9 protein-coding genes are annotated in these 11,814 nt (G+C 58.0%); 2 read left to right on the top strand and 7 right to left on the bottom strand.

All coding sequences use genetic code 11. The features are described 5' to 3' along the window. Positions 1-3: 3 nt before the first annotated feature. The 6 genes from ACIOTL_RS17110 to ACIOTL_RS17085 all read right to left on the bottom strand — a co-directional run bounded on the left by ACIOTL_RS17110 (position 4) and on the right by ACIOTL_RS17085 (position 9,497). Entirely contained in the window at positions 4-1,680 is a 1,677-nt protein-coding gene (locus ACIOTL_RS17110; protein ID WP_400343964.1) for a dipeptide ABC transporter ATP-binding protein, read from the bottom strand. Next, positions 1,677-2,534 carry an ABC transporter permease gene (locus tag ACIOTL_RS17105; RefSeq protein ID WP_400343962.1) on the bottom strand — a complete coding sequence of 286 codons (858 nt, stop codon included), beginning with the start codon at positions 2,532-2,534 and terminating at the stop codon, positions 1,677-1,679. The genes ACIOTL_RS17110 and ACIOTL_RS17105 overlap by 4 nt, the downstream gene beginning before the upstream one ends. Continuing rightward, positions 2,531-3,535, bottom strand: a complete 1,005-nt coding sequence (locus ACIOTL_RS17100) for an ABC transporter permease (protein WP_400343959.1) — start codon at positions 3,533-3,535, stop codon at positions 2,531-2,533. The genes ACIOTL_RS17105 and ACIOTL_RS17100 overlap by 4 nt, the downstream gene beginning before the upstream one ends. 7 nt (positions 3,536-3,542) lie before the next feature. Beyond that, entirely contained in the window at positions 3,543-5,183 is a 1,641-nt protein-coding gene (locus ACIOTL_RS17095; RefSeq protein ID WP_400343957.1) for an ABC transporter substrate-binding protein, read from the bottom strand. Beyond that, complete coding sequence (locus ACIOTL_RS17090; protein ID WP_400343955.1) at positions 5,180-6,883, bottom strand: amidohydrolase; 1,704 nt, start codon at positions 6,881-6,883, stop codon at positions 5,180-5,182. Before ACIOTL_RS17090 ends, ACIOTL_RS17095 begins: the two co-directional genes overlap by 4 nt. 982 nt (positions 6,884-7,865) lie before the next feature. After that, positions 7,866-9,497: an ABC transporter substrate-binding protein gene (locus ACIOTL_RS17085; RefSeq protein ID WP_400343953.1), complete on the bottom strand. Its 1,632-nt coding sequence runs from the start codon at positions 9,495-9,497 to the stop codon at positions 7,866-7,868. A 187-nt stretch (positions 9,498-9,684) separates the two neighbouring features. Between ACIOTL_RS17085 and ACIOTL_RS17080 the strand changes: the two genes are divergently transcribed. Continuing rightward, positions 9,685-10,350: a TetR/AcrR family transcriptional regulator gene (locus ACIOTL_RS17080; RefSeq protein ID WP_400343951.1), complete on the top strand. Its 666-nt coding sequence runs from the start codon at positions 9,685-9,687 to the stop codon at positions 10,348-10,350. A 284-nt stretch (positions 10,351-10,634) separates the two neighbouring features. Here the strand turns inward: ACIOTL_RS17080 and ACIOTL_RS17075 are convergent, their stop codons facing one another. Then, positions 10,635-11,261, bottom strand: a complete 627-nt coding sequence (locus tag ACIOTL_RS17075; protein ID WP_400343949.1) for a Helicase associated domain protein — start codon at positions 11,259-11,261, stop codon at positions 10,635-10,637. Positions 11,262-11,451: 190 nt separating this feature from the next. On the opposite strand from ACIOTL_RS17075, the gene ACIOTL_RS17070 reads away from it, so the two are divergent. After that, a complete protein-coding gene (locus ACIOTL_RS17070) occupies positions 11,452-11,688 on the top strand; it encodes a hypothetical protein (RefSeq protein WP_400343947.1) in 237 nt (78 codons plus the stop codon). Positions 11,689-11,814 lie beyond the last annotated feature (126 nt).

Here is an 11,814-nt window from a genome sequence, read left to right as displayed (position 1 = left end):
TCTCTAAAGGGTGTTGTGGTTTGCCGAAGCAAGGTCGGTATCGGAGTAGCCTTCGCCGCTGACTGTGCCCCTGTGGTGGGTTTCCCAGCGCGGGCGCGGCACCGAGGCCAGCAGCGTCCGGGTGTACGGGTGCTGCGGGTGGTTCAGCACCCGAGCGGTGGGACCGGACTCGACGATGGCACCGTTTTGCACCACCAGCAGCTCGTCGCAGATCTCCCCCACGATGGCCAGGTCGTGGCTGATGAACAGCACCGAGATGCCTTGTTGGCGGCGCAGCTTGTTGACCAGTTCCAGCACCTGTGCCTGGACCGAGACGTCCAACGCGCTGGTCGCCTCGTCCAGCACCAGCAGGCGCGGTTCCAGGGCCATTGCCTTGGCTATGGCCACGCGCTGGCGCTGCCCGCCGGAGAGCTTGCGCGGGTAGAGGTGCGCATATTTTTCCTCCAGGCCCACGGATTCGAGCAGCTCAACGACACGGGCCTTAATGGACTTAGCATCGAGCTTGTAATGCAGCTTCAGTACTGTTTCCAAGGCCTTGGCCGGGGTGAGGCGGGAGTCTAGGGATTGGTAGGGGTCCTGGAATACCATTTGCACGCGGGAAGCTTTTCTCAGCCGGCGTTCTTTGGCATTAGATCCTGCGGCTTCCCCGTCTGCCATTGTCATCACCCCGGTATCTGCACTTTCCAACCCGGCCACGATGCGCCCGAGTGTTGACTTGCCCGAACCAGACTCGCCCACGATCGCCAGACCTCCCCCGGCGGGAATCATCAGCGAGACGTTCCTCAGCGCTTGGACAGGGGGTTGGCCGGACAGCTGGTAGGTTTTGCAGACCTCCTCGACGCGCAGCACCGGGTGCCTGGTCGAATCATCCTGGTGTGTCTCCGTTTTTGACGCTCCGGCCATGGACGGGGTGGCTGCGACCAGGGCCTTGGTGTATTCGGAGACAGGGGCCTCGAAGACCTGCCGGGTGACCCCATGCTCCTGCACTACCCCGTTTTGCAGTACATAGGTGCGATCGGCAATCGATGCGGCCAAGGCGAGATCGTGGGTGATGAAAAGCATGCCCATGGAGCGCTTGCGCACCGCCGTCGCGAGCAGTTCGATGACCGCAGCTTGGGTGGTGACATCCAATGCAGTGGTCGACTCGTCACAGATCAGTAGTTCTGGGTCGTTCATCAGTGCGCCGGCGATCATCACGCGCTGTAGCATGCCACCGGAAAGCTCGTGCGGATACTGTTTCATCCGTGCCTCGGGGTTGGTCAGCCCCATGGACGCAAGCAGCTCGATGGCGCGCTTTTCCAGGGCGGCTTTGTCGGCGCCCGGTTCTTGCAGCATCGGTTCGATCAGGTGTGCGCCTAGGGTGCGCACTGGGTTGATGGAGGAACGTGGGTCTTGGAAAACCATGGCGGCGCGGGTGCGGCGCAGAGCGCGAAGTTCCGATCCGCTGGCCTCGAGGACGGTCACTCCTTCCAGGTTGACCTTTCCGCCCACCGTGGCTGAAGAGGGCAGCAGGCCCAGGACTGCGCGGGCGGTCAACGATTTGCCGGAACCCGACTCGCCAACCAACGCAATCGTCTCGCCGCGGTCAATGTGCAGGGACACCTTCTCCAGCAGCTGGAGGGTTGGTGTCCCGTGAGACTTGATGTGAATACTCAATTCGTTGATATCTAGAAGTTTCATGCGAACGGGTCTCCCAACTTGTCCGAAAGCCAACCACCTACGGAGCTCACCGCGATGACTACGAGCACTACCGCAATGGAGGGGATCAACGCGGGCAAGAAGCTGCCCGAGACCAGGGCTGCCTGGCCCTCGTTGATCATGTTGCCCCAATCTGGTGTGGGTGCCTGAATGCCCAAGCCCAGGAAGGACAGGGCAGCGAGTTCGACCAGCACGTACCCGAAGTTCTGCGTGGTCTGCGATCCTACGACGCCCAACACATTGGGCAGCACTGCGCGGGTAGCGATCCACGGTGCGGAGAACCCCTGCACCTGGTAGGCAGCCACATACTGGCGATTCTTTTCAGTGGCTACCAGCTGCCGAGTGAGCCGGCCGATGTAGGGGGTGTAGGCAATCGACATGGCAATGACCGGGGCCACCAGACCCTTGCCAAACAACGCCACGGCCAGGATAGCGAGCAGTAGCGCCGGGAAGGCGAGCACTATATCGAAGACACGGGATATGATCGCGTCCACTGTGCCGCCGGCCCACCCCGCCCACAAACCTGAGAGCAGACCCAGGACGGTAGAGACCAGCACCACGACGATGGGCCCGGTCAGAGCGGTGCGAGATCCATAGACCATCCGAGAGAGAATGTCGCGTCCCAACGTGTCGGTGCCCAACAGGTGGGTAGCGCTCGGGCCCGAATTCACCCGCAATAAGTCAACGACCGAGGGCGAATATGGAGCCACCAGCGGCGCGAAGATAGCCGCGATGAGGACGATCACCAGAAAGGAAATGGCGAACACCAGTCCATAACGAGTCTTGTGCAGAGACAGGCGTTTGAACGGCAAACGCGGTGCTGTGTGAATTCTCATCGTGCTCCTTCCCCGCCCTTCAGGCGCGGATCAATGACGGGGCCCAGAAGGTCAACGAGTGTATTGATGGCTACGAAGGCCGTGACGACGATCAGTACAATCGCTTGCACCACAGGGAAGTCCAACCGGTCCACGGAGGAGACCAGCAATGAACCCAGCCCTGCTAGTCCAAAGGCCTGCTCCACGATGGCCGAGGAGACCAGCAGCCCGGCGACCAGAAGGCCGGATACCGTGAGAATCGGGCCCAACGCATTGCGCAGCACGTGGCGGATGACCACCGCGACCGGGGTGATGCCGCGTGAGCGGGCGACCTCAACGTGTTCGCGGGCAAACTGTTCCATCATGGCCGAGCGCGTCACGCGTCCCACCACTGCGATAAAGGCCAGTGCCAGGGCCAGCGAGGGCAGGATAAGGTGATAGGTCATGTCCCAGAACCCGGTGCCTGACCCGAAAGAGGGAAACATGCCCAGCTGCACCGCGAAAATTGCGATCAGCAGGATTGAGCCGACAAAGGACGGGATCGCGGCCAGACCCGACATTGAGGCGATAATGGCCCTATCTGCCCAGGTGCCACGCAGGAGCGAAGCACAGATTCCTGCAGTCAACCCGAGCACTGCGATCATGGCCCCGGACATCACAACTAGGCCCAAGGTTACCGGCAGACGATCAAGGATCACATCCGAGACGTCCTGACGGTACTGCAGCGAACGGCCAAAGTCGCCCTGCAGCACTCCAGTAATCCATTGCCAATACTGCTCCAGCGGAGATTTGTCCAACCCGTAGATCGCGGTGACTTCAGCAATAGCTTCGGGATTAGGGCTACGCCCGCGCAACAAGAAGCTGATCGGGTCCCCGGGGACCAGCCACCGGGAGAAAAACACGATCACCGAGGAAATGAATACGGTGAAGATGAAGGTGACGATCTTGTTTACCGCGAGTTTCAGCCCCCCGGCCACCGTTGCACCGGGGGTCTCGGGTCCCGGAGCCTGCGATGGTGCCACAGCTACGTTATTTTGCGCCAATTTGGGCCGCCCAAGGGAAGTAGAGGTGGTTTACCGAGGGGGAAACGCCGGTGATCTTGTCGTTCATCCACAGGATCGTGGGAACCTCGTAGAGCGGTAGCCAGGGCAGCTGCTCGTTGAGAATCTTCTGGGCCTCGAGCGACTTGGTGAAGCGCTCATCGGCATCCAGCGTTTCCAAAGCCTCGTTAACTACCTTGTCGTAGGAGGTATCGGAGAAGCTGCCGTAGTTAGAGAAGTCATCGGTGCGCAGGATGGAGAACATTTCCTGCGGGTCGCCGATAGACAGGTACCAATTGGTGTAGACCAGATCGGTGCCCTTGCGGGCTTCCGGATCAGAGAAGAGCGCCGTGTAGGCGTTCGGTGTCACGGTGTTAATGGTGGCATTCAGGCCGATCGACTCGGCCGCAGCGGCGGTGGCCTGGGCGATTACGGCGAAGTTGTTGCCCATGGGTGCGGTAGTAATCGTGATTTCCGCGCCCGCGACTCCCTGTTCCTCGATGATCTTGGTGGCTGCTTCGATATCATATGGGTAGTCGGTGAGTTCCTCGAAGGCCGCAGTCCGAGTTGCCTCATCGGCGGCCTCCCATACCGATTCGGCAGTCAGCGCGTTGGTACGTTTGGCATAACCAGCTTCGGCGGCGGAGACCAGACCGGTGCGGTCGATGGACATTAGGAGGGCCTTGCGGACCTCGGGATTGCCCAACGGACCCTCAGGGTTGGTCACGATTAGCGATTGCACCGCGGAGTTCGTGCCGAAGTAGATCTTCCCTGCGCCTGATGCGTTCAGCTCACCAATGGCGTTAGCCGGAGGCATCCATCCGCCGTCGATTTCGCCGGACTTGAAAGCGTTGACGCGGGCGACCGGATCGGTCATGACCACGAATTCGAGTTCCTTGGCCTTAGCAGCATTTTCTGTGTCCCAGTAGGCTTCAAAGCGTTTGAAGGAGATTTTCTCGCCGCTGGCCCAGTCCATCAGCTCGAATGGGCCAGTGCAGTTGACCCCGCCACTGGCGTTACCGTAGTCACTACCGGCCTTCTTCAAGGTGGCAGCGGATTCGATGACGCCTGGTGCCCCGGAAAGTGACTCGTTGAAGATCGCATCGGGCTTGGTGGTGATCACTGTGACCTGGTTGGAGGAGGTCTTCTTGATGCTTTTGACGTTTGAGAAGGCCGAGTACCAGAAGGAACCCACGGCCGGGTCCAGGTGACGCGAGAGCGAGGCAACCACGTCGTCGGCGTTCATGGTACTGCCGTCGTGGAACTTCACGTTTTCACGGATAGTGTAGACCCAAGTAGTGGGTGTGGGATTCTCGAACTTGGTGGCTAGGCCCGGGGAAACTGACATGTCTGGGTTCAGTCGCAGCAAGGACTCGCAGGTGTTGGCCAGCACCTGGTTGTCAGGGAAATCGAACGCATAGGCGTAGTCCAGCGAATACGGCTCGGCGTAGAGCGACCACGTGAGCTTGTCCAGCTCACCTGTGGGGTCGGCGGTCTTCTCGGTCAGTTCGTAGGTCGGTGCCACGGCTCCGGCATCTGAGGATGCGCCGCTGCAGGCGGCCAGGGTGAGCACCGCGGCGGTAGCTACCGCGACCTGGAGCGACTTGGTCTTGAGGATTTTATTCTTCATGGTTTCTTGAACCCCTGCTGCGCTGTCACGTTTGATGCTTGGTAGACGCATTCCCCATCGATCCAGGTAGACACCACGCGGCTTTCATGAATCTTCTCAACCGGTCCGTCGAACGGGTTTGGGGTAACGACAACGAAGTCTGCAAAGTAGCCCGGCGCAATGGATCCGGTGATGTCCTCTCGGTGGTTCACATACGCGGTACCCGATGTGTAGGCGGCCCAAATAGCGGAAAGGTCAAGACACTGCTTTTCCCCGCCTAGCGGAACACTTTGAATCTCCGGGGCAATGCGGTTCACGGCAATGTGGGCTCCGGCGATGGGATCAGCACTGGAAACCGGCCAGTCGCTGCCCGCGGCAAGACGGGCACCGCACGCCACCAAGTCCCCGAAGGGGTACTGACGGTCCTGCGCGGATTCAGGCATGAATGGCAACGTCAGTTCATCGAGTTGGTCCTCGTGGCAGGCCCACAGCGGCTGAAGGTTGGCCACCGCATCCAGTTCGGTGAAGCGACCGGTGTCGGCCTCGGAAACCACCTGCAGGTGGGCCAGATGGTGCCGGTTGGAGGACGGGCCGTTAGCTGCACGTGCAGCTGCAACTGCATCAAGTGCGTCGCGCACCGCGGCATCACCCAAGGCATGGAAGTGAACCTGGAAGCCTGCGGCGTCAAGCGCGATGACATAGGCAGCTAGGTTCTCGGCGGAGATGAAGGACAGGCCGTTGTTATTGGTCTGGTGCCCGCATTTGTCGCGGTAGGGTTCGATCATCGAAGCGGTGAAGTTCTCGGCGATGCCGTCGACCATGATCTTCACGGTGCCAAGGTTGAAACGTTCGGGCAAGCCAAGAGCATCGGCCTCGGTACGCGAGGCAATGAGCCCGTCGAGTTGCTCCAGGCCTTGGTCGCGCTGCCACCACAAACTTCCGCGGACGCGGACCTTGAGTTTTCCGTCATTGATCATGGCGAAATAGGCATCTTTGGCATCGGGGATGCCTATCCCGGCACCAACCATGGCATCCTGCCAGCCGGTGATGCCTTGGGAAATCAGTTCCTCTTGGGCACGGGCCAGACCTGCAATGATCAGTTCGGCGGTGGTTGCAGGCGCATGTTCCTCAATCAGGCCCATGGCACCTTCATGCAGGGTACCTGCTGGGGAATAGTCCTCGAGGCGTTCAATGCGCCCATCTGCGGGATCGGGGGTGTTGGCATCGATGCCTGCGGCTTGCAAGGCAGTGGAGTTGACCCACATGGAATGGTGGTCGCGGCTGGCCAATGAAACCGGACGGTCAGGGACCACTGCATCTATCAGCGAGGCTAGCGGGGCTCCGCCGGCAAAGTGGTCCATAGACCAGCCGGCACCCTGAATCCAAGCAACCCCTGGGTTGGCTGCGGCGTAGGCTGCAATGGTTGCCACTGCTTCTTCGGCATTTTCAGTTCTGGAGAGATTACATTGCAGCAGCTCGGTGCCGCCCCCGGCGGGGTGGATATGCGAGTCCTGGAACCCCGGGGAGAGCAGGGCGCCATGGAGGTCGACCAATTGGGTATTCGATCCGGTGTAGGCACCCAAAAGCTCCTCAGGAACGAGGGCGGAGATGCGCCCGTCGTTTACCAGCACGGCTAAACCTTTAATGGGCTGACCCGTACCGGTGAAAACACTGCCTGAGTGGAAGGCGACTTCGGCGAATTCCTTCATTGTGATCCTCATCTCCATAGTCTGTTAGGTAAGACACTATTTCAGGTCGGAATCTCTGTCAATGCCGTTGACAGGTACGTTGACATTCAAAGCTTATCTGTGGAGACGGGATCCGGTCGGCGGGCCCCAACGGACAGTCACTCAGCATCGCCAAATGGAGGAATCATGTAGAAGCGTTCCATGATCACAAGTTTTTGTTGAAGTCGGGATTCGACTTTCCTGCGGCAGAATAAAATCGCTCTCGGCTATGCACTAGCTGGGCGAGGGAATTGCGTCGAATTGTCAATGATTCATTGGCATTTTTAGCGCACGGAATTCCTATTACATGAGTTACTGAACCGCGGATTCTTCCACATAATCAAGACTCACGGGTACGGCGGGACTCTGGCAGGAAAGACTCGTCGAATTCGCCGAGGAAATCTTTGCATTCCTTCAATACCCTGCCGTGGCCATCGTGGCCACTTCGCTGATCCCCCGCAGGGGCTCAGTAATCTAGCGGTGATGGAGTGCAGACTCTCTTGCTTTACCCATGCGAGAAGACGCGGCCCTGCCCGAGCAATATGCCTTCTATAGCTCCTGCCAGATTGAGGGTTCCATGGCTTGCTCTACGACCGCGTGTAAGCGCGCGAAGATGAAATCTGGATCCTATGCATAGTTTCGGGCCCGCTGAAGATGGGCCCGTAATGGCACAAGCTGGTAGCTGAGAATCGCGAAGAACTACTGGCTGTCGACCCAGTGCGAAAATTTCCTGGTCGACGCACGATTGATCATTGCCGCGGGGAAATCCTGTGCCACAGCTTAGTCACGGAAATGCGACGCACTTTCTTAGGGAAGCGTGACAACAGGCATTCCATCCTTCCTCAAGAAGGGATTCCCATCAAAAGAGATGAAGTTTCTGCGACCGACGGTCGGACAGCCTCGAGTTTCCTGCTGCTCATTTTCACTCGGACAGAATGTTATTGCGCTCGGGTCGCGGAATGTGTCCTTGGGTGGTCTATTTGGCTCCAATTTCCGCGGCCCACGGGTAGTAGAGAAAGTTGATCGACGGGGAAGCGCCGGTGATTTTGTTGCTCATCCACAGGATATTCGGGCTCTCGTAAAGCGGCAGCCAGGGAATCTGCTCGTTGAGGATTTTCTGGGCCTCCAAGGATTTGGTAAAGCGTTCTTGCTGGTCCATGGTCTGCAGTGCAGCGTTCACGGACTTGTCGAAGACCGGATCCGACCAGTTACCGTAGTTCGAGAAGTCTCCGGTGCGCAGGATCGAAAACATCTCCTGGGGGTCACCGACCGAGAGATACCAACTTGTGTAGTACAAGTCGGTTCCCTTGCGCGCTTCCGGGTCGGAGAACAGCGAAGTGTAGGCGTTCGGGGTCACGGTGTTGATAGTAGCCTTGAGCCCAATCGATTCGGCTGCGGCGGCTGTCGCCTGGGCGATCACCGCAAAGTTGTTGCCGATCGGCGCAGTAGTAATGCTGATTTCCTGGCCCTCAACGCCCTCGTCCTTGATGATTTTGGCCGCCTCCCCCACATCGTAGGGATAATCGACCAGGTTTTTGAAAGCGGCTTCCTTGGTGCCAGCCTCGGCATGCGTCCACACCGCTTCATTGGTCAACGAATTGCTGCGCTTGCCGTAGCCGCCCTCGGCGGCCTTCACCAGTCCGTCGCGGTCTAATGCCATGAGCAGGGCTTTGCGAACCATGGGATTGCCCAGCGGGCCATCGGGGTTGGAAACCACCAGTGACTGCACCGCGGTATTGAGCCCGAAATAGACTTTGCCGGCGCCGGAAGCGTTCAGGTCGTCCACGGCAGTGGCTGGCAACATCCAGCCCCCGTCGATTTCCCCGGATTTTAGGGCGTTGAGGCGGGCAACCGGATCGGTCATAACCACGAATTCAAGCTCTTTAGCCTTGGCTTTGAGATCCGAGTCCCAATAGTCCTCGAAACGGGCAAAGGTCAGTTTCTCACCGCTTTGCCATTTCTTGAATTCAAACGGGCCGGTGCAGTTGACTCCACCCTTGGCATTCCCATAGTCCAGGCCGGTCTGCTTGAGCATGGATGCCGAATCAATGACTCCCGCGGCGCCTGACATTGACTCGTTGAACAGGGCATCAGGAACCTTCGAGGTCACGGTGACCTCGAAGGGTCCGGTCTTCTTGATGCTTTCAACGTTTTGGTACACCGAGTACCAGAAGGAGCCCACGGCGGGGTCCAGGTGGCGGTTCATGGAGGCAACCACGTCATCGGCGTTGAGGGTGGTTCCATCGTGAAACTTCACGCCCTGGCGAATCGTGTAGACCCAGGTGTTAGGCGTGCGATTCTCATACTTCTCGGCCAACCCTTCGGAAATCGACATGTCGTCGTTCAACCGCACCAACGACTCGCAGACGTTGGCTAATACCTGGTTGTCCGCGTAGTCAAAGGCGTAGGCATAGTCCAGCGAAAAGGGCTCCGCATAGGTGGAGAAAGTCAGCTTGTCCAGCTCCCCGACCGGAGCCGCAGTGTCGACAGTGATCTCATAGTCAGTGGCAGACGCATTATCTCCCGTGACGCCCGATGAAGCCGAGCACGAGACCGTTGCCAATACAGCACCTGCTGTAAGCACAATTTTCAGGGTCTTGGCGTTCATTTCGGACTCCTTCTTCGGATAGAACTGTTCGGGTGCCGAGTGTTCCGACGCCTTGCAGTGTTAGCTACGACACTAAGGAGAGTAAATATCGATGTCAATGGTGTTGACATATATGTTGTCAGGAACGAATGTAGGATGGCATTAGCACACAGGAACCCGCCGGGTTCGGGACGAAAAGGAGCAAGACATGGCACCCAAGCCGACCGGTAAGGCCGTCAAGATATCTTTGGACCGTGAGGTCTTCGTTGAAGCTGCTCTACGCCTGGCTTCCCGGCCGCACACACTCACGTTGACGTACAGGGAATTGGGCAACGAGTTGGGCGTGGATCCCACTGCGATCTACCGGCACTTCTTAAAGAAGGAAAGCCTCATGGAGGAATTGCTGGATCGTGTCTTCAAGATGGCCCGCGCCAGGCTCAAGGCTCCTACCTCTTCATGGGAGGAATGTCTGATCGAATTCGCTGAGGTCACACTAGACACATTCGTGCAATATCCTGCCATTGCCGTCACCGCTACCTCCCTGACCACTAGCGGACAAGGAGAGCTGGACAGTATCGAACTAATGCTCGCCTGCTTTTCCGAAGCTGGACTGGAAGGTCAGGCACTGGCCGAGCAGTATGCGATTTTCGGCGCTTACGTACTCTCCGGGGCCGCCGGGCTGGCGCGCGACCAAGCTGAGTCCGCAGATCCCGAATCATATGAATGGTTCGGGGGCCAACTTCTAGCAGACCCGACACGTCACCCACTGGTTTCCTCGCTGCGCGAGGAAATCCTGGCCCTCGACCACCGTAAAATATTTCTGGCCGGCGTCCACCAAATCATCCGCAGCGCCAAGGTGAAGTCGCAAGCCTGAAGCCGTAGTGTCCGACGTCTCAGGAAAGCCAGGAAAGTCTAAGAACGCTCACCTTCCGACAGATCGGCGTCCCAGCGCTGGCCGAGTCGTACAGATGAACCTACCCATTATCTTCTTATCAAGAATCGTCACGGCGTTTGTCCAGTCACCTGCCCACCAGCACCTAGTTAAGCCGAGGCCGGGCTTCTGTGACTTCTGGGGCTCGGCGGGTTAAGCGACCGCCCCGTTGCCCGTGCGGCGGAAGAAGTCCCTCATTAAATCAACCTTCGTCACTGATTTGCCCGTCACATGCGGCTTTGCCAATGAAGGAATGCGTTATTCATCATTTTTAGACGCCAATCCAGCATGGTTCCCTCGGCTCTTTTTTGATGCTGTATATGCAGCCAAACACCAAGGACACGCTCAGCCTCTGTGGAGTGGTTCTTATACCGCGGGATTTGATGATTGGCGGCAGTGAAGTCGATCAGCGAGGTAAGCCGTGCCCGCCATGTCTCATCGAGTTCTTGCTGGTGCGCATCGATGTTCCATCCGGTGAGGTCTTCCAGCAGGACGATCTTTGGGGTAGACATTGATTTGTTGCGGTGGGCTCTGCGCTGCTTGAGTACCCATCGGTGTAACCGCCGCTCTGTGTTGTCGCTGTCATGGGATGGAAGTCGGCCGTGGGTTTTCTGGAACTCCAGGACTTCAGCCAGCAGCTTTCGCCAACTAATCGTTGGACGGTCCACTCCCCTAGCTGCCAGTGCTGCTTCGTGTGTGGCACGGGTGCCGGGTTCGTATCTTTCCCGGGATTGGAAGTGCGCATGGATGGTAGCAACGTTTTGATGGCAGCGGTCGGCGATTTCACGCACGGTCAGGCCAACTGCGTACATCATGTCCCATTCGGGATGCCTTGAAACTTCCCAACCAGCCATACAAACAAAGCTACTCCAGCAAAGCACAACCGCGAAGAGGTCTAGAAGTCGGAATGGGAGCATAAAATATCTACCGCTCTAGTTTCCACTCAACGGTCGTAGGGAATAGTGCCCAATGAATTTCGAAGAATCAAAAACTTTTGCGTGTCGCAGGTCGATTAACTTGATTGCGCAACCATAGGATGATGATATGAAGAATCCGCATGGCCGCGCTTACGGCACCATGAAACACCCTACGCCGATGGGGTGGAAGGTCGAGCGCGAAAATAAAGAGCATTTCGCGGATCTCGCGAAGAAAGCCGGCATGTCTGCCGCAGCATTCTTCGACCTTATGGTGGAGACCTTGGAATATGACGACCGAGGACTTCCCACGTGGGTTCCACAAAACGATAGCAAGGAAGGCCATCTGCCTATCGACAAGCTTTAAACAGAAAAGCCCGCGCATTGCGCGGGCCTAAGCTCTGAATCCGATCTATGTCTCTCGCCAAAGTTACTAGAGATCGTGATTTACCAAGTTAGCTTCCGGCTACCACACCGGACGCTCCCTCTTCTT

Origin of the sequence: Glutamicibacter sp. NPDC087673 (assembly GCF_044743255.1) — a bacterium.
Taxonomy (GTDB): Bacteria; Actinomycetota; Actinomycetes; order Actinomycetales; family Micrococcaceae; genus Glutamicibacter.
The sequence above is the reverse complement of the archived record's forward strand: the minus strand, read 5'-3'. Positions and strand labels throughout refer to the sequence as shown.